The sequence below is a fragment of the Burkholderiales bacterium genome (assembly GCA_036262035.1).
Classification (GTDB): Bacteria; Pseudomonadota; Gammaproteobacteria; order Burkholderiales; family SG8-41; genus JAQGMV01.
In genome coordinates, this window is the sequence record DATAJS010000020.1 from 60,287 (window position 1) to 78,113 (window position 17,827).

Here is a 17,827-nt window from a genome sequence, read left to right on the forward strand (position 1 = left end):
GTCGCAAAGGACGCAAAGGAATTCTTCGGGTGGCTAGTCACCCGGCTCTTCGTGCTCAAGGAACGCGACAGAGCAAGGCGCTCGCGACCGCCTCATCGCTTTTCCTTTGCGTCCTTTGCGGTTCAACTAATCAGCTCAAAAATTCGCGCGGATCCGTGATCACGCCCGTCAAAGCCGAGGCCGCGACGGTCGCGGGTGACGCCATGAAGATCCGTGCGGTCGGGTCGCCCATGCGGCCTTTGAAGTTGCGGGTCGAGGCGGTGATGCACGTCTCGCCGGGGGCCAGGATGCCGGAGTGGACCGCCGAGCATGCGCCGCACGAGGCGTGGGTCACCACCGCGCCGGCTTCGTTCAGGATGTCGATGAGGCCGCGGCGGCTCGCTTCTCGATAGATCGCCTGCGACGCCGGCGTGACGATGAAGCGCGTCTTCACCTTGCGCCCTTGCACCACGCTCGCCGTGAGCTCCAGGTCTTCGAGCGTGCCGTTGGCGCACGAGCCGACGAACGCCTGGTCGATCGCGGTTCCGGCCGCCGCCGAGACCGGCTGCGAGTTGTCGATCACCGCGTCGGGAAACGCCACCAGCGGCTCCAGCGACGACAGATCCACCGTGCGCACGTCGGCATACGCCGCATCCGCGTCGGGATAGACGCACTCGTACGCCGCGTCAGTGCGCTCGCGCAGCCAGCCGTTCATGATCTCGTCGGGCTCGAACGTCGCGAACTCCGCCGCGAGCTCGGTCGCCATCGTCGTCAGCGTCTTGCGCGCGGCGATCGAGAGGTCCTTCATGCCCGGGCCGCCGAACTCGACGTTCGTGGTCACGTGATCGCCGTAGCGCCCGGCGATGTGCAGGAAAGCGTCCTTCGCGGTCACCGCGCGCGGGAGCTTGCCGCGCAGCTCGTAGCGCACCGTCTCGCCCACCGCGAACCACGTCTCGCCGGTCACCGCCGCATAGACCACGTCGGGCGGCCCCACGCCGCGCGCGAGGCAGTTCAGCGCCCCGCCGCTGCCGGTGTGCGAGTCGCTGCCGATGAGCACGCTGCCGGGCAGCGCGTAGGCGTTGTCGACCGCGAGCTGATGGCTGATGCCTTGCGTGTAACCGACATCGTGAAAGCGCTTGATGCCGAAGCGCTTCACGAACTCGCGCCCGGTCTGCATCGCGATCGCCGAAGGCGGATTCATCGCCGGCACCCGGTGGTCGAACACCACCACGATGCGGTCGGGATCGGCGACGCGCAGCACGTCGAACCAGCGGTTCGGCATGAAGTTGGTGTCGAGGAGGAACACGACGTCGACCGGGACCGTCACCAGATCGCCGGGCGCAACGCGCTCGCGCCCGCTCCTTTTCGCGAGGATCTTCTCGGCGATCGTCATGCCCACGGTCGTCGCCTCAGGTGTCGTAGCCGGGGTTCTCGCGGTCGAGCTTGCGCAGCAGCGCCGACCACACCAGCGCGCCGCCCGCGGACTGGCCGCCCTTGCCGTAGATCTGCGGGCCTTGCGCCATCGCGTGGTCGACGACCTCCTGTGCGACCGGGTTCGGCTCCGCGCCGCCCGACAGCGCCAGCACCTGGAGTCGGCACGCGCGCTCGAGGCGATTCATGCGCGCGAAGGCTTCGCCGACGGTCTCGCCGAGCGTGAGCGTGCCGTGATTGCGCAGGATGAGCATCGCGCCGTCCGGTCCGAGGTCCTCGAGCAGGCGCTCGCGCTCGCCGGTGTCGAAGGCCACGCCTTCGTACGAGTGGTATTTGAGGAGGCTCATCACGGTGAGCGCCTGCTGCGAGATCGGCAGCAGCCCCTGCTTCTGCATCGACACCGCGGTGCCGTAGTGCGTGTGCAGGTGCATGACGCAGTGCGCGTCGGCGCGGCCCATGTGCACCGCGCTGTGGATGACGAAGCCCGCGCGGTTGGCGTTGTACGGCGACTCGGAGAGCTTGTTGCCTTCGACGTCGATCTTGAGCAGCGACGAGGCGGTGATCTCCTCGAACATGAGCCCGTACGGATTGATGAGGAACTGGTCGTGCCGACCGGGCACCCGGCACGACAGATGGGTGCTGATCATGTCGGTCCAGCCCATGATCGCGCACAGGCGATACGCGGCCGCGAGCTCGACCCGTGCCTGCCACTCTTCCGACGAGATGCGCTCCTTCGGCTGCCGGCGCGGCGGCGGACGCAGCTTGGTGACCGTGGCCTTCTTCGCGGGTGCGCGTGCGCGCAGGCGCGTGACGGTGGCGTTCTTCGGTACTGTTTTCATCGTTTCTCCTTTAGTCCGCCTGTATCCCCGCGGCCTTGATCACCGACGCGTATTGCGCGATCTCGGACCGGATGAACTTCGCAAACTCCTGCGGCGAGCCGCCCGCGGGCTCGAAACCCTGGTGCACCAGCGGCTCGGCGACCTCGGGCCGCTTGAGCGCGGCGTTGATCTGGGTGTTGAGCAGCGAGACGATGGCCGCAGGCGTACGCGCCGGCGCAAGCACGCCGTACCAGTTGCCCGTGACGTAACCGGGCAATCCCGCTTCGGCGAACGTCGGCACTTCGGGCGCCGCGGGAGAGCGCCGGCTGCCGGTGACCGCGAGCGCGCGCGCCCGTCCCGCTTTCGCCTGCGCGTAGGCGAAGAATACGCTCGTGAACGTGAGCGGCACTTCGCCCGAGACAACCGCCGTGACCGAGCCGGTGCTCGTCTTGTACGGCACGCTCATGAGCTTCACCTGCGCCGCGCGCATGAAGAGCTCGGCGGTGAGGTGCGTGCCGCTGCCGGCGCCGGTGTGCGCGAAACCGATCAGCCCCGGTTTCGCTTTCGCCATCGCGATCAGCTCCTTCACCGACGAGGCCGACGACGGATGCGCGATCAGCATGTAAGGCTGCGTCGCGACGAGCACGATCGGCGCGAAGTCGCGCACCGGGTCGTACGGCAGCTTCTTGTACAGGCTCACGCTGACCGCGATCGCGGCGCTGGTGCTGAAGAGCAGCGTGTGGCCGTCGGGCGCGGCGCGCGACGCCACTTCGCCGGCGATCACGCCGCCGGCGCCGGGCCGGTTGTCGTAGACGATGGGCTGTCGCAAGACGGGCGCCAGGCGTTCGCCCACGACCCGCGCGAGCGCATCGGTGCTGCCGCCCGCGCCCGCAGCGACGATGAAACGCACCGGGCGCGTCGGATACGGCTCGGCGGCCGTGGCGTGGCAGGCGACCGCGCACGCGATCGCGGCGAGTACGGCGCGCACTAGTGGACCTGCGCGCGCAGCCGCGCGAGGCTGCCGCCTTTCATGACCGACCCCGGCAGCGGATGGCCGACGATGTCCTCGGCCAGCTTCGCGCAATCGATGAGCCGATCCAGATCGAGACCGGTCTCTATGCCCATCTCAGCGCACATGAACGCGAGATCCTCGGTGCAGACGTTGCCCGCCGCGCCTTTGTGGCCCGCGAACGGGCAGCCGCCGAGTCCGGCGATGCACGCGTCGTACATGTCGACGCCCATCTCGAGCCCCGCGTAAGCATTGGCGATCGCCATGCCTCGCGTGTCGTGCAGGTGCAGGCTGATGCGCAACGACGGGTAGCGCTCGCGGATCGCCCCGACCGTGCGCTTGATGGAGGTCGGCGTCGCCCACGCCATGGTGTCCGACAAGCCGAAGGTCTCGATGTCGACATCGTGCTCGGCGGCGATCTCGTGCGCCTGCGCGACGAGATCCATGATCGTGCTCACCGGCACGTCGCCCTGGAAGTTGCAGCCGAAGGCGGAGTTGATGCCAGCGCGCTTCACCGGGATGCCGAGCGCCTTGAAGCGCTCGACCGCACGGTGGTTGTAGTCGACCTGTGCCTGCATGGTCTTGTTCTGGTTGCGCATCAGGAATTTCTCGGAGGCCGACAGCGAGATCTTCCCTTCGACGTGCAGCCGCGGCATCGCCAGCGCGCGCTCCAGGCCCTTGTCGTTGAGCCACACCGCGGTGTAGTTCACGCCGTCCTGCTTCTGGATGCCGTTCACGACCTCTTCCGCGTCCGCCATGCCGGGAACGCGCTTGGGATTCACGAACGAGACGATCTGGATGTGCTCGAGCCCGGTCTGCGACAGCGCGTCGATCAGCTCGATCTTGCGCGCGGTGGCGATGGGGCCGGGCTCGATCTGGAACCCTTCGCGCGGGCCTTCTTCCTGGATGTGGATCGCTTTCGGGAAATCGGACATCTGTGCCTCAGACGGTGGCCGGCCTGCGCTGCGCCGATCGGGTGATCTCGGAAAGCACGTACGGCATGATCCCGCCGTGCCGCTGGTATTCGATCTCGGCCGGCGTGTCGAGCCGCAGCGTGAGCGGCACGTCCTGCTTCTCGCCGTTCGCGCGCGTGATGACGAGCGTGACCTGCTGGCGCGGCTGCGCACGCTCGGACAGGCCGACGAGGTCGAACGTCTCGCTGCCGTCGAGCTTCAGTGTCGCGGCGGTGACGCCCGCGGGAAGCTGACACGGCAGCACGCCCATGCCGACGAGGTTGCTGCGGTGGATGCGCTCGAAGCTCGAAGCGACCACCGCGCGCACGCCCAGCAGCCGCGTGCCTTTGGCCGCCCAGTCGCGCGCGCTGCCGGTGCCGTATTCCTCGCCCGCGATGACGATCAGCGGCACGCGGTCGGCGGCGTAGCGGATCGCCGCGTCGTAGATGGTCGTCTGCGTCGCGCTCGGCTGGTGCACCGTCACGCCGCCTTCGACGCCGGGCACCATGAGGTTCTTCAGCCGCACGTTGGCGAACGTGCCGCGCATCATCACCTCGTGGTTCATGCGGCGCGCGCCGTAGTTGTTGAAGTCCGCGGGCGTGACGCCGAGCTTCTGAAGATAGAGGCCGGCGGGCGAAGTGGACTTGATGCTGCCGATCGGGCTGATGTGGTCGGTGGTGATCGAGTTGCCGAGGATCGCCAGGGCACGCGCGCCGCGGATGTCGGCGAGCGTCGACGAGCGCAGCGGCTCGCCGAGGAACGGCGGCTCCTTGATGTAGCTCGATTCGCCCTCCCACGTATACATCTCGCCCTTCGCCTGCGGGATGTCTTTCCAGTGCGGGTTGCGGCTGGTGATGTCGGCGCTGTAGGTCTCGCGATAGAACGCCGGGTTCTCCGCGATACGCAAGGCTTCTGCCAGCTCTTCGGCCGTCGGCCAGACGTCGCGTAGGTACACGTCCCCGGCGATCGGCTCCTTGTCGAAGTCGATGTTCACTCGGCCAGCGAGGGCGAACGCGACCACCAACGGCGGGCTCGCGAGGAATGCCGCGCGCACCGCCGGATGGATGCGCGCCTCGAAGTTGCGGTTGCCCGAGAGCACCGCGCACGCGACGACGTCGTCGTCGGCGATCGCTTTCTCCACCGCGGCGTCGATCGGGCCCGAAGCGCCCACGCACGTGCCGCAGGTATAGCCGGCGACGTTGAAGCCGAGCTTGTCCAGGTACGGCTGGAGGCCGGTCGCATCGAGATAGCGGCTCACGACCGTCGAGCCCGGCGTCAGCGAAGTCTTGACCTTGGCGTTGACCTTCAGGCCTCGCTCGATCGCTTTCTTCGCGACGAGACCGGCGGCGACCATCACGCCCGGATTGGACGTGTTGGTGCACGAGGTGATGGCGGCGATGACGACGTCGCCGTGCCTCACCTTGCCTTCGGCATTGCGCGCCTTCTCGTAACCGCCGCTCGCGGCAGGCTGAGTCAGCACTTCGTCGAAACGGCGCTTGATGTTCTTCAGCGCGATGCGGTCCTGCGGACGCTTCGGTCCCGCGACGTTGGGCTCCACCGTGGAGAGATCGAGCTCGATGACGCGGCTGTAATCGACCTCGCCTTTGCGCGCCGCGCCGAAGCAGCCTTGCGCGCGGTATAACGCTTCGGTCTCGCGCACGCGCTCTTCCGAGCGGCCGGTTTGCAGCAGGTAGCGGCAGGTCTGCTCGTCGACCGGGAAGTAGCCGATGGTCGCGCCGTATTCGACCGCCATGTTGGAGATCGTGGCGCGGTCGGGCAGCGTGAGATTCGCGACGCCGTCGCCGAAGTATTCGACGAAGTGCCCCACCACCTTCGCGCGGCGCAGCATCTCGGTGACGTGCAGCACGAGGTCGGTCGAGGTGACGCCATGCTTCAGCGCGCCGGTGACGTGCACGCCGGTGACGTCGGGCGTGAGGAAGCACACCGGCTGTCCAAGCACCGCCGCTTCGGCTTCGATGCCGCCCACGCCCCAGCCGACGGTGCCGAGGCCCGCGATCATGCCCGTATGCGAATCGGTGCCGACCAGCGTGTCGGGATAGATCACGCCGTCTTTCTCGAGGTAGCCCGGCGCGAGGAACTCGAGATTCAGCTGATGCAGGATGCCCCAGCCCGGCGGCAGGAAGCGGATGCCCTTGTACGCCTGCAGCGCCCACTTCACGAAGCGGAAACGCTCGTGGTTGCGCTCGGTCTCGAGCGCCATGTTCTTGGCGAGCGCGTCGGGCGTGCCGTGGTAGTCGACGGTGAGCGTGTGATCGAGCGTCATGTCGACCGGCACCACGGGCTGCACGATCTCGCCGGCGTGGCCCATGCGCGTGACCGCGCCGCGGATCGCGGTGAGATCGCCGAGGAGCGGTATGCCGGCGGCGCAGTTGAGCACCACGCGGCCGACGGTGAAAGGAATCTCCTCCTCGCGCTGGTCGTTCGGCTGCCACGCCGCGAGCGCGCGCACCTGCCGCTCGAGGACCCGCTTGCCGTCGCAGTTGCGAAGCAGCGATTCGAGAACGATGCGCAAGGAGACCGGCAGCCGCGAGATGCGCCCCGCCCCGCTCTGCTCGAGCGCAGGGAGCGAGTAATAAGCGCGCTTCTTGCCGTTGCCGAAGTCGATCTCGCGTTTTGTGGTGCTGTCGAATGGATTCGTCATGCTCTATACCTTGTTAAAAGCTATGAACCGCCAAGGACGCAAAGGACGCAAAGGAATTCATTCATCGGGCGCCCGTCATCGGTTCCTCATGTTCAAGACAACGTGATTCGGCGAGGCATTCGCGACCGCATCGCTTTCCTTTGCGTCCTTTGCGTCCTTTGCGGTTAAAACGCCTTTGACCTTATTCGGCTCTAATGCCGGTCTGCTTGATCACCTGTACCCACTTCGCGAAGTCGCTGCGCACGGTCTCGGCAAACTCCCGCGCGCTGCTCGTCGTCGCTTCGGATGCCAGCGCGGTCATGCGGTCTTTCATGTCCTGCGTCGCCATGATCTTCACGATGTGCTGATGCAGGCGCTCCAGCACGTCAGGCGGTAGTCCTGCCGGGCCGAGCACGCCGTTCCAGGTAAGCACCTGAACGGCCGCGAGGCCCGCTTCCGGCGCGCTCGGAACCGCGCTCACCGCGTGCCAGCGTTTCGCGTCGGTCACCATCAGGCCGCGCAGCTTGCCGGCGTTCACCAGCGCGACCGCCGATGGCAGTGTCGCGAACATCGCTTCGATGTGTCCCGCGACGAGATCGGTCGTCGCGGGGCCGCCGCCCTTGTACGCGACGAAGCTCACCTTGACCTGCGCCGCGCTCTTGAACAGCTCGCCCGTCAGGTGGTTCGTGCTGCCGATCCCGCTGGTGCCGAAGTTGAGCCGCTGCGGGTTCGAGCGCGCCAGCGCGACCAGCTCCTTCGCCGAGCGGACCGGCAGCGCCGGGTTGACGACGAGGATGTTCGGAAACGTGATCACCGGCGTGACGGCGGTGAAGTCGCGGTTCGGGTCGTAAGGCAGCTTCGCGTAGAGGCCCGGGCTCATCACGATCTCGTTGCTCGTGCCCAGGAGCAGCGTGTAGCCGTCCGCGGGCGACTTCGCGACGAGCGAGGCGCCGATCGTGCCGGTCGCGCCGGGCCGGTTGTCGACGATCACCGGCTGGCCGAGCGCCTCGTTCAGGCGCTGCGCGAGCGGTCGCGCGACGAGATCGGCGGGGCCGCCCGGGGGGAACGGCACGACGAGACGTATCGGTTTGGACGGATAGGATTGGGCGTGCGCAGTCGGAAGGGCGACGCACAGCGCGACGAACAACGCCTTTACGTCAAAATGGATTCCCGCCTTCGCGGGAATGACGGGCGCGCGCTCCATCAGTCCGCCGTCGTCCCAGCAGCTTTGATCACGGCGCCCCAGCGCTCGTAATCGCTGCGGATGACTTTGCCGAATGCGTCCGGCGTGTTGCCGACGAGGATCGTGCCGCTCGGCTCGAACTTGTTCTTGAAGTCGGGCAGCGCGACGACGCGGGCGGTCTCCCTCTGCAATACATCGATCACGCGGGGATCGGTGCGCGCCGGCGCGAGCATGCCGTACCACAGGTCGGATTCCGCGGTCTTGAGCTGCGGCAGCTCGGACAGCGCCGGCACGTCCGGCAGCGCGGGATTGCGCTTCGGGCTCGACACCGCGATCGCGCGCATGCGCCGGTCCTTGATGAGCGGTGTCACCGTCAGAATGCTCACGAACATGAAGTCCACCTCGCCCGAGAGGATGCCGGTGAGCGCCGGCGCGCTGCCCTTGTACGGCACGTGGACGATGTTCATGTGCGCCATGTTCTTCAGCATCTCGCCGGCGAGGTGCGCGCCGCCGCCGGTGCCCGACGAGCCGTAAGTGAGGCCCTTCGGCGTCGCCTTGGCCAGCGCGATCAGGTCGCGGAGGCTCTTCGCGGGCACGGTCGGGTGCGTCACGAGGACGAACGGCAGCGTGGCGATCTGGCTGACCGGCGCCAGGTCCTTCAGCGGGTCGTACGACAGCTTCTTGTAGAGGTGCGGATTGATGACGATCGCGGCATTGGTCGCGACCAGCACCGTGTGCCCGTCGGGCGGCGCTTTCGCCACGACGTCGGCGCCGATGTTGCCGTTGCCGCCCGCGCGGTTCTCGACGATGAACTGCTGGCCCAGCGTCCTGGTGAACTCGGCCGCCAGCGCGCGCGCGACGATGTCGGTTCCGCCGCCGGGTGCGAAGTTGACGACGATGCGCACCGGCTTCGTCGGATAGTTTTGTGCTGCCGCGCCGGCGCAAAGCCCGAGCGCGCTTACTGCAACTGCCAGTCGTGCCACGTACATCCCTACTCCTCTCATTCCGCCTTGAGCCCGAGGTCGCGCACGACCTTGCCCCAGCGCGCATGCTCCTGCTTCAGAAACGCCGCGTATTCCTGCGGCGTGTTCGAAAGCACTTCGAAACCCATCTTCAAAAGCTGCTCGCGCGTCGCGGGCGCGGCCACCACGTGCAGGATCTGCTCGTTCAATCGGTTGACGATCGGTTGCGGCGTGCCCGCGGGCGCGAGGATGCCGAACCACGTCAGCACTTCGAAACCCTTGAGGCCCGATTCGTCGAGCGTCGGGAACTCGGGCGCCATCGCCGAGCGCTTGAGGCTCGTCACCGCGAGCCCGCGCATCTTGCCGGAGCGAACGTTCGGCAGCAGCGTGCCGATGCTCGCGGTGAAGAGCTGCACGTGGCCGCCGAGCAGATCGATGATCGCGGCGCCGTCGCCCTTGTAGTGGATCGGCACCATGTTGATGCCGGTCATGCTCCGGATGAGCTCCATCGACATGTGCGGCGACGAGCCGATGCCGCCGGTGGCGAAGTTGATCTGGCCCGGCCGGGCCTTGGCGAGCGCCACCACGTCCTGGAAGCTCTTCACCGGCAGCGACGGGTGCGACACCATGAGCAGCGGGTTGTGCGCGACGCGCACCACCGTCGCGAAATCCTTGATCGGATCGAAGCCGACCTTCGGATACATCGCCGGCGCGACCGCGTGGGTCGTCTGGCTCGCCAGATACAGGGTGTGTCCGTCGGGCGGCGCCTTGGCGACGAGCTCGGCGCCGATCAGGCCCGTCGCGCCCGCCCGGTTCTCGACGATGAACTGCTGGCCCATGCGCTCGGACAGGCCGGTGGCGACCATGCGCGCGACGAGGTCCGAAGGCCCGCCGGCGACGAAGCCGACGATGATGCGCACCGGCTTGGTCGGATAGTTTTGCGCGTGCGCGAACGCGCACAGTGCGGCGAACAGCGTGAGACTGCGTACGACAAAACCCATCGTGCCCCTCCGGTGGAACTTAAGGTTGTGTTAGGCCCGCAGCAGTGCCGCGAGCTCGCGTGCGCTTCCTGAGCGCTCGGCGTTGCGTGCTTTCTCGATGATCCCGGCCGCGTCCTCGCGCGCTTTCACGCGCGCGGCGAGGCTTTCGAATTTTTGAATCAGCTCCTGCGGCGTGCACGGGTCCGCCGGCATGCCGTGCGGGTCGAGCCTGCTGCTGACTTTCCGCTCTCCGTTGCGCAGCTCCAGCTCCACTCGCGCGCCGTAATGCTTCGGATAGGCGGCTTCCATCTCCGGATCGACGACGAGCTCGACGCGCTGCGCGAGGTCCATGCGCGGCCGCGCATCCGGCGTGTCGGGCGCGTACGCGGCGGGATCCGCCGGATCGCCGGTCAGCGCGAGCGCGGCGCAATACGGGATGCTGAACTGCGCGCCGAACGTGTCTTGCGGATTGCGCCCGCCGTTCTGCGCCAGCGCATACGCCGAGACGCCGACCTGGACGCGGGCGATTTCTTCGAGCTTCAGGGCACGCGCACCGCGCAGCTCAACGAGCTGCTGCGCCGCCGCCTGTATCCACGCACAGCAGGGATAGAGCTTCACGTAGACGTGCTCGACGGCCCAGTGCGTACCGAGGTCTTGCGTGAGCAGCTCCGGTTGCGCCGCCTCCCCCGACATCACGTGCAGCAGGCCGAAGCGCCCTTCGATCGCGCTGGGCGGCGAGGTGAAGCCGCGGCTGCTAAGCTGCGCCATGCGCACGCCGGCTTCCGCTGCGCGTCCCGCGTGCATGCGCTTTTCCATGCCGCCGCCCTCGCCTGCGGCGAACGCCTTGGTGCCCGACGAGGCTGCGCAGGCGAGGCCGACGGCGCGCCGGAGCGCGTCGGCATCGAGGTTCATCACGACCGACGCCGCGACCGCGGCGCCGACGGGTCCCGCCACCGCGGTCTTGTGCCAGCCGTGCTGTGAAGGCCTGGTGCCCATCGCGCGGCCGAGGCGGTCGAGCATCTCGTAACCGGCGATGAGGCCCAGCAACAGGCGCTCGCCCGATGCGTCCGCGGCTTCGGCCGCCGCCAGCGCCGCCGACACCACGATCGCGCCGGGATGCACGATCGCTTCGTCGAGGTGGTCGTCGAGCTCGAAGCCGTGAGCCGCGGTGCCGTTGCAGAGCGCGGCGGCGGGCGCGGTGACGAGCTCTTTGCGTCCGACGATCGAAGCGACGCCTTGCGAGCCTTCCGCCAGCATCTCCTCCGCCATGATCCGCGACCACGGCTCGGGCGCGCCGAAGAGCATGCAGCCGAGGGTGTCGAGCAGGCACCACTTCGCCGCGTCTACGGTGCTCGCGGGCACGCGGTCGGAAGACAGCGTCGCGAGGAACTCGGCGAGGGTTCGGCTATGAGTGGTCATGTTAGCGAGCGCCTCCGAATCGCCACGTCGCGCTGCGCGCTCCTCGCGATGACCGTCATTGCGAGGAGCGGCGGCGACGAAGCAATCCCGTGGCGCACGAACTTCAATCGAACGCCTTCTGGCCGAGCAGGTGCTCGCGGAAGCGGTTCTTGAGGTGCGCGCCGTCGCGCAGCCGGATCGACATCGGATAGCGCTTGTTGCTCACCTTGATGTCGAGCAGCGCGGGTCCCGCGGTGTCGTAGATCGCGGCGATGCCTTTCTCCAGCTCGTCCTGCGTGTAGACGGTCTCCGCATAGGCGAACGTCGCGGCTTTCGCCATGCCCGACAGGCTCACGCCCTTGGCGGTGTGCGTGGGCTGCATGCCGGTCTCGGCGTAGAGCTCGTTGTCCATGACGACGATCGAGAGGTTCGGCGGACGCTTCGCGCCGATGGTCGCGAGGGCACCCAGCCCCATCAGCATCTCGCCGTCGCCGGTGACCACGATGACACGGCGGGAAGGCTGCGCGAGCGCGAGGCCGAGGCCGAGCATCGCGGCGGCGCCCATCGCGCCCCACAGATAGAAGGTGTTGAGATGGTCGTGCACGCCGCAGTCGTAGCAGCTCGATCCCAGGCCGGTGACGACCAGCGCATCACCGCGCTTGTCGAGGATCGCCTTCACCACTTCGCGGCGGTCGAGGGTGCCTTGTTTCTTGACGGTGTCGTTCATCACTTGCTCCAGTCCTTGAATCCCACGACGCGCTGGCCGATCAGCACCGCGATCGGACGATTGGTGCTGAACGCCATCGTACCGGCGGCGAACACCACTTCGCCGATCTCCTCGGCGCGGTCGACGCGCTGCACGATGCAGCCCGCGTCTTCGAGCAGCTTCTGCGTGCCCTGCCCCATCGCGATCTGCCACGGGTTGAACTCGCCCCACTCGCCGCGCATCGTCACGAGCATCAGCATCGGGAAACGCGCTTCCTGCGCGAGCGAGAGCATGTTCATGCAGTTGCCCGCGCCGGACGATTGCATCAGCAGCGCGCCGCGATCGCCGCCGAGCCAGGAGCCGGCGAGCATCGCCACGCCTTCCTGCTCGGTGGTGAGCGAGACCACCTTCATCTCCTTGTCGGCCTCGCAGTCGTTGATGAGCTGCGTGTGTCCGGCGTCGGGGACGTAGGCGACCTGGGCGATCTTCAGGCGCTTGAAGGTGTCGTAGATGTCGCGCGCCCAGGGGCGCGCAGGGGTTTCCTGTTTCACGGTTTCGCTCCGTTGTGTTTGCGTTGGTTCTTCAATTGCGGCGGCTGCGCTTCCACGCCCTGCACCGCGGCGCGGACCACTTCCGGCGTCAGCGCGGGCGCCAGGGTCGTGATGAAGTCGTAGACGTAGCGTCTCAAATAGCTGTGCTGGCGCAGCGAGATATAGGTCGTGCTCGACTCGAAGAGATGGCTCGCGTCGCGCGCGCGCAGGTCGCGATCGTGCGCGGGGTCGACCGCCACGGTCGCGAGGATGGCCACACCCAGGCCCAGCTCGACGTAGGTCTTGCACACGTCGGCGTCGACCGCGCCGAAGATGATGTTGGGCTCGATCCCCGCGCGGCGGAAAGCGTCCATCACCTTCCAGCTCCCGCTGCGCTGGCGGTCGTGGGCGATGATCGGATACTTCGCCAGCTCCTGCAGCGTGAGGTTCTTCGCGCGCAGGACCGGGTGGCCTTTCTTGGCGATGATGCTGCGCGAGATCGGAAAGCACGGCAGCATGGTGAGCCTGGGGAAAGGCCGCATCGTCTCGGTGCCGAGCGCAAGGTCCGCTTCGCCCGATTCGACCGCTTCGCAGATCTGCGTCGGCGTGCCCTGGTGCAACCCGAGCTTCACGCGCGGATAGCGCCGCATGAATTTCTCCACCACGTGCGGCAGCACGTAGCGCGCGTAGGTGTGCGTCGTCGCGATGGTGAGGGCGCCCTGCTCGCGCTCGTCGTACTCCTCGCGCACGCTCTTGAGATTGTCGACGTCGTTGAGGATGCGCTGGGCGATCTCCAGCACCTCGCGCCCCGGCTCGGTCAGACCGACCACGCGGTTGCGCTTCCTCTGGAAGATCTCCACGCCGAGCTCGGACTCGAGAAGCTGGATCTGCTTCGAGAGCCCGGGCTGCGAGGTGTGCAGCGCCTCCGCGGCGGCCGAGATGTGGTTGCCGCGGCGATGCACTTCGACGATGTATTTGAGCTGCTGCAGCTTCATCGAAGAAATCCGGGTCGGAGTCACATTTTCGGCGGTGATCATGAAATGTGACTCTGACCCGGATTATTGTTCGTTGACGTAGCGCGCGATCGCGGTGTGATCCGCGGCGCCGCCGAGCTGTTTCTCCGCTTTCTTCCACATCTCGAGGGTCGCCTTGCCGAGCTCGGCCGGGACGCCGCACTTCTCGGCGACTTCCATCGCCAGCGTGATGTCCTTGGCCATGAGGCCCAGCGCGAAGCCCGAGTTGAACTTCTCGTTGAGGATGAACTGCTCGAACTTGTTCTCGGTGCTGTTGTTGCGGCCGGTGGAGGCGTTGATGACCCCGATCAGGGTGTGCGGGTCGATGCCGAAGCTCTTCGCCACCCGCACCGCTTCAGCCGCAGCGGCGAGGCCCGCCGCGGAGACGTAGTTGTTCAGCACCTTGGCGGCGTGGCCCGATCCGAGCGAGCCGACGTAGAAGCGCTTGCCCATCGCGGCGAGGAGATCGTCGTGCGCTTCGGCGACCGCCTTGTCGCCGCCCAGCATGATCGACATCGTCGCTGCGACCGCGCCTTTGACGCCGCCCGAGACCGGCGCGTCCAGCAGTTTGAGGCCGCGCTTGGCGAGGTCTTCGCCCAGCTCGCGCGTGCCGACCGGCGCGGAAGAGCTCATGTCGATGATCAGCGCGCCCTGTTTGAACCCCTTGGCGAGGCAGTCGTCGCCTTCTTCGCGCCCCAGTGCGACGCGCCGCACGATGTGGCCGTCGGGCAGCATGGTGATCACCACCTCGGAGCCGGCCGCGAGGTCCGCGAGCGATTTCGCCGCGGTGAATTCCGCTGTCTTCGCCGGATCGGTGTCGTAGACGGTGACTTTCCAGCCCGCCTTGGTGAGATTGCGCACCATCGGCGCGCCCATGTTGCCGACGCCGATGAAGCCGATGCGGGTGTTCTCTTTAGTTGCCTTGTCCATATGTCCTCTGCTGTCCGTCGTCCCCGCGAAAGCGGGGACCCATCCTGACCTTAACCGTTTTTGAAATGGATTCCCGCCTGCGCGGGAACGACGATCCTCAAGCCGCGATCGCGAGCCTGGCTTTCGCCGCGTTACGTCCCGCGATGCGCCCGAAGACCGCACCGCTCATCAGCCCGGTCGCGCCGGGGTAGTTGAAGTAGAACAGCCCGCCGACCATCTCCCCCGCGGCATAGAGGCCGGGGATGGGCCGGTGGCCGGTGTCGACGACCTGTGCGTCGTTGGTGATGCGCAGGCCGCCGAACGTGAACGTGATGCCGCACGTCACCGCGTAGGCTTCGAACGGCGGATTCTCGAGCGGGATCGCCCAGTTGGACTTCGGAAGCTCGAGGCCGACCGTGCAGCGTCCGTCCTTCACGTTCGGGCTGAACGGCACGTCGCGCTTCACCGCGGCGTTGAACTCCCTGATCGTCTTGAGGAGCTCGGGCTTGTTGACGTCGTCGAGCTTCTCGACCAGCTCTTCGAGGCTGTTCGCCTTCACCTTGGTCACGTGCTTCGACTTGTACTCGGGGCGCAGATAGTGCAGCACCGACGAATCGAAGAGCTGCCACGCGAACTGCATCGGCTGCTGGAGGATGATGCGGCCGTATTTGGCGTAGGTGTAGTTGCGGATGTCCGCGCCTTCGTCGACGAAGCGCTTGCCGTCGGCGTTGATCATGATCGAGAAGGGATAGTTGTCGCGCTCGTAATCGTCGATCGTCGAGGGGTCGCCGAAGTCCGAGGCGTAGCGCTCCCAGCCCACCGAGTGGCAGCCCGACCAGTGGCCCCACGGCTGGGCGCCGATGTCCATCGCCATCTGCAAGCCGTCGCCGGTGTTGTATTTCGAGCCGCGCACTTTCGCGAGGTCCCAGCCCGGCCCGAGGTGGCGCGCACGCCACGCCGCGTTCGCTTCGAATCCGCCGCACGCCAGGATCACGCTGTTCGCATGGAATTCTTTCGTTACGCCATCCAGCTTGACGACCACGCCGTGTACGCCCGCGTCGGAGTGCAGCAGCGATTTCGCCCATGCGTTGTAGAGGACGGTGACGCCGGCTTTCTCCGCCGCTTTGTAGAGCGTCTGCACCAGGCCCGGTCCGCCGCCGACCGCCGCGAGCGTCGCGCCGCCCCAGAAAGTGAACTTGCCGTCGACCTTGAACGATTGCCGGCCGAACTGCGGCAGCCAGCGCACGCCCTTGTCCTTGAGCCAGTGCATCGTCTGCTTGGAGCCGCGCACGAGCAGCTCGCAGAGGTCGGGATCGGTGCGGTTCTGCGTGATGCGCGCCATGTCGTCGAAGAACTTGTCTTCGGTGTAGGTGCCGAAGTCGCTCTTTCTCTCTTCTTCCGACAGATCGGGCGAGAGCGCGAAGATGTCTTCCGAGCCTTCGTAGACGAAGCGCATCAGGCCTTCGGTGTACGTGCTGTTGCCGCCGCGATCTTCTTCCGGCGCGCGCTCGAGCAGCAGGACCTTCGCGCCTTCGTCGGCCGCAGTGATCGCCGCGCACAGAGCGGCATTGCCGCCGCCGACCACGATGACGTCGTACTTGCCTTCCATCCACCCTCCTTTGTTCCGCTCGGGGTCTGACCCCGCTCTTTGGGGTCAGACCCCGGTTTTCACAGATTCCAGAATCAGGTCCGCGCCTTTTTCACCCGTCGCCAGCGACGGCGCATTGGTGTTCGACGACGGGATGGTCGGGAACACCGACGAATCGACGACGCGCAGGCCGCTGACGCCGCGCACCCGCAGCTGCGGATCGACGACCGACCGCTCGTCCGCGCCCATGCGGCAGGTGCCGACCATGTGCCAGCTCGTGTTCACGCCGTCGCGGATGTAATCGAGCATGCCGGCTTCGTCGGTCACGCCGGGGCCGGGGCGCGTCTCGCGCACGATCAGCGCTTTCATCGCGGGGCTTGCGGCGACCGCGCGGGCCCGCCGCATGCCGTCGAGGAAGAGCTGCGCGTCGGCTTCGTGCGAGAGATACCGCGGGTCCATCGCCGCATGCTCGTGCGGGTTCGCGGAGCGGATGTGCACCGTGCCCGTCGAGTGCGGCTGGAGCGGCGTGATCCCGATCGAGAACCCCGACCACGGATCGAGCCCGTAGCGCGCGGTGCGCGCGTAGCGGTCCTTGCCGGACACCGGCATGAGCCGCAGCACGAGGTCGGGCTGTCCGGCCTTGTCGTCGCTGCGCAGATTGGTCTGAGCGGTCGACGAGCAGATCGCGAGAAAACCCTTGCGCGTGAGCGCGAAGCGCAAGCCCTCGCGCATCTTGCGCCAGGGATTGCGCAGCACGTCGTTGACGGTGAGCGGCTTCGCGCACTCGTAGGTGATGCGCACGTTGGGATGGTCGCGCAGGTTCTCGCCGACGTCGGGCGAATGACGCACGACGGCAATGCCGTGCTTCTGCAGGAGGTCCGCATTGCCGATGCCCGAGAGCTCGAGGAGCTGCGGCGACTTGAGCGGCCCCGCGGAGAGGATGACCTCGCGCCGCGCCTTCACCGGCTGCACGCGGCCGTCGCGCGAGATCTCGACGCCGACCGCGCGCGTGCCTTCCATCAGCACCCGGGTCGCGACGGTGTCGGTGATCACCGAAAGATTCGGCCGCGACAGCGCCGGCTTCAGATACGACACCGCCGAGCTGGAACGCAAGCCTTTGCGCGTCGAATACTGGAGATAGAACGTGCCTTCGTAGCTGCCGTCGTTGTAATCGTGCAGGCGTTGCGAGCCCAGCGCTTCGCACGCGTCGACGAACGCGTCGGCGAGCTCGTCGAACTTGTGCAGGCGCGTGACGCCGACCGGACCGCCCTTGCCGCGCGTCTCGTCGCCTTCCGGAAAGTCCTCGAGCCGCTTGAAGAGCGGCAGCATGTCGGCGTAACCCCAGCCTGCGCAGCCGGCGTCGCGCCATTTGTCGTATTCCCTGGGATCGCCGCGCACGAAGAGGTTGCCGTTGATCGAGCTCGAGCCGCCGATGACGCGCCCGCGCACCCACAGCTGCTGCTTGCCGTTGAGATGCTGCTGGGGCTCGGTCTTGAACGGCCACGTGAAGCGCTCGTCCATCAGCACTTTCGCGACGAACATCGGCACGTGGATGTTGATGTGGTCGTCGCGGCGGCCCGCTTCGATCAGCAGCACCTGGTGCCTGCCGTCCGCCGAGAGGCGGTTCGCCAGCACGCAGCCGGACGAGCCGGCGCCGACGATCACGTAGTCGAACTCGGCGGTTTCAGGAAGCGACGTCACGTACATCTCACTCCTCCTCGGACCGG

15 protein-coding genes are annotated in these 17,827 nt (G+C 67.1%); all 15 read right to left on the reverse strand.

Annotated elements, in window-relative coordinates; translation table 11 throughout:
- Positions 1–130 precede the first annotated feature (130 nt).
- The 15 genes from VHP37_23175 to VHP37_23245 all read right to left on the reverse strand — a co-directional run bounded on the left by VHP37_23175 (position 131) and on the right by VHP37_23245 (position 17,807).
- Entirely contained in the window at positions 131–1,372 is a 1,242-nt protein-coding gene (locus tag VHP37_23175; GenBank protein HEX2829271.1) for an aconitase/3-isopropylmalate dehydratase large subunit family protein, read from the reverse strand.
- A gap of 16 nt (positions 1,373–1,388) precedes the next feature.
- A complete protein-coding gene (locus VHP37_23180) occupies positions 1,389–2,249 on the reverse strand; it encodes a class II aldolase/adducin family protein (protein ID HEX2829272.1) in 861 nt (286 codons plus the stop codon).
- Between the two features lie 10 nt (positions 2,250–2,259).
- A complete protein-coding gene (locus tag VHP37_23185) occupies positions 2,260–3,216 on the reverse strand; it encodes a tripartite tricarboxylate transporter substrate binding protein (GenBank protein HEX2829273.1) in 957 nt (318 codons plus the stop codon).
- Positions 3,216–4,172, reverse strand: a complete 957-nt coding sequence (locus tag VHP37_23190; GenBank protein HEX2829274.1) for a hydroxymethylglutaryl-CoA lyase — start codon at positions 4,170–4,172, stop codon at positions 3,216–3,218. Before VHP37_23190 ends, VHP37_23185 begins: the two co-directional genes overlap by 1 nt.
- Positions 4,173–4,179: 7 nt before the next feature.
- Positions 4,180–6,852: an aconitate hydratase AcnA gene (gene acnA, locus VHP37_23195; GenBank protein HEX2829275.1), complete on the reverse strand. Its 2,673-nt coding sequence runs from the start codon at positions 6,850–6,852 to the stop codon at positions 4,180–4,182.
- 181 nt (positions 6,853–7,033) lie between these two features.
- On the reverse strand, positions 7,034–8,035 hold the full coding sequence (locus tag VHP37_23200; GenBank protein ID HEX2829276.1) for a tripartite tricarboxylate transporter substrate binding protein: 1,002 nt from the start codon (positions 8,033–8,035) through the stop codon (positions 7,034–7,036).
- Complete coding sequence (locus VHP37_23205; GenBank protein ID HEX2829277.1) at positions 8,035–9,003, reverse strand: tripartite tricarboxylate transporter substrate binding protein; 969 nt, start codon at positions 9,001–9,003, stop codon at positions 8,035–8,037. The genes VHP37_23200 and VHP37_23205 overlap by 1 nt, the downstream gene beginning before the upstream one ends.
- A gap of 11 nt (positions 9,004–9,014) precedes the next feature.
- Positions 9,015–9,977 carry a tripartite tricarboxylate transporter substrate binding protein gene (locus VHP37_23210; GenBank protein ID HEX2829278.1) on the reverse strand — a complete coding sequence of 321 codons (963 nt, stop codon included), beginning with the start codon at positions 9,975–9,977 and terminating at the stop codon, positions 9,015–9,017.
- Positions 9,978–10,007: 30 nt separating this feature from the next.
- Entirely contained in the window at positions 10,008–11,375 is a 1,368-nt protein-coding gene (locus tag VHP37_23215; protein HEX2829279.1) for an MmgE/PrpD family protein, read from the reverse strand.
- Positions 11,376–11,478: 103 nt separating this feature from the next.
- Positions 11,479–12,081, reverse strand: a complete 603-nt coding sequence (locus tag VHP37_23220; protein ID HEX2829280.1) for a thiamine pyrophosphate-dependent enzyme — start codon at positions 12,079–12,081, stop codon at positions 11,479–11,481.
- Entirely contained in the window at positions 12,081–12,611 is a 531-nt protein-coding gene (locus VHP37_23225) for a thiamine pyrophosphate-binding protein (GenBank protein HEX2829281.1), read from the reverse strand. The genes VHP37_23220 and VHP37_23225 overlap by 1 nt, the downstream gene beginning before the upstream one ends.
- Positions 12,608–13,585, reverse strand: coding sequence for a CysB family HTH-type transcriptional regulator (locus VHP37_23230; protein HEX2829282.1), 978 nt, complete (start codon positions 13,583–13,585; stop codon positions 12,608–12,610). Before VHP37_23230 ends, VHP37_23225 begins: the two co-directional genes overlap by 4 nt.
- 63 nt (positions 13,586–13,648) lie before the next feature.
- Positions 13,649–14,695, reverse strand: coding sequence for an NAD(P)-dependent oxidoreductase (locus VHP37_23235; GenBank protein HEX2829283.1), 1,047 nt, complete (start codon positions 14,693–14,695; stop codon positions 13,649–13,651).
- On the reverse strand, positions 14,631–16,121 hold the full coding sequence (gene tcuA, locus VHP37_23240; protein ID HEX2829284.1) for an FAD-dependent tricarballylate dehydrogenase TcuA: 1,491 nt from the start codon (positions 16,119–16,121) through the stop codon (positions 14,631–14,633). Before tcuA ends, VHP37_23235 begins: the two co-directional genes overlap by 65 nt.
- A gap of 45 nt (positions 16,122–16,166) precedes the next feature.
- Positions 16,167–17,807: a GMC family oxidoreductase N-terminal domain-containing protein gene (locus VHP37_23245; GenBank protein HEX2829285.1), complete on the reverse strand. Its 1,641-nt coding sequence runs from the start codon at positions 17,805–17,807 to the stop codon at positions 16,167–16,169.
- Between the last annotated feature and the right edge of the window lie 20 nt (positions 17,808–17,827).

Excerpts from the sequence above, each read along its gene's own strand:
- VHP37_23175 (HEX2829271.1), bottom strand. The coding sequence starts at position 1,372 with ATGACGATCGCCGAGAAGATCCTCGCGAAAAGGAGCGGGCGCGAGCGC.
- VHP37_23180 (HEX2829272.1), bottom strand. The coding sequence starts at position 2,249 with ATGAAAACAGTACCGAAGAACGCCACCGTCACGCGCCTGCGCGCACGC.
- VHP37_23190 (HEX2829274.1), bottom strand. The coding sequence starts at position 4,172 with ATGTCCGATTTCCCGAAAGCGATCCACATCCAGGAAGAAGGCCCGCGC.
- acnA (HEX2829275.1), bottom strand. The coding sequence starts at position 6,852 with ATGACGAATCCATTCGACAGCACCACAAAACGCGAGATCGACTTCGGC.
- VHP37_23200 (HEX2829276.1), bottom strand. The coding sequence starts at position 8,035 with ATGGAGCGCGCGCCCGTCATTCCCGCGAAGGCGGGAATCCATTTTGAC.
- VHP37_23205 (HEX2829277.1), bottom strand. The coding sequence starts at position 9,003 with ATGTACGTGGCACGACTGGCAGTTGCAGTAAGCGCGCTCGGGCTTTGC.
- VHP37_23210 (HEX2829278.1), bottom strand. The coding sequence starts at position 9,977 with ATGGGTTTTGTCGTACGCAGTCTCACGCTGTTCGCCGCACTGTGCGCG.
- VHP37_23215 (HEX2829279.1), bottom strand. The coding sequence starts at position 11,375 with ATGACCACTCATAGCCGAACCCTCGCCGAGTTCCTCGCGACGCTGTCT.
- VHP37_23220 (HEX2829280.1), bottom strand. The coding sequence starts at position 12,081 with ATGAACGACACCGTCAAGAAACAAGGCACCCTCGACCGCCGCGAAGTG.
- VHP37_23230 (HEX2829282.1), bottom strand. The coding sequence starts at position 13,585 with ATGAAGCTGCAGCAGCTCAAATACATCGTCGAAGTGCATCGCCGCGGC.
- tcuA (HEX2829284.1), bottom strand. The coding sequence starts at position 16,121 with ATGGAAGGCAAGTACGACGTCATCGTGGTCGGCGGCGGCAATGCCGCT.
- VHP37_23245 (HEX2829285.1), bottom strand. The coding sequence starts at position 17,807 with ATGTACGTGACGTCGCTTCCTGAAACCGCCGAGTTCGACTACGTGATC.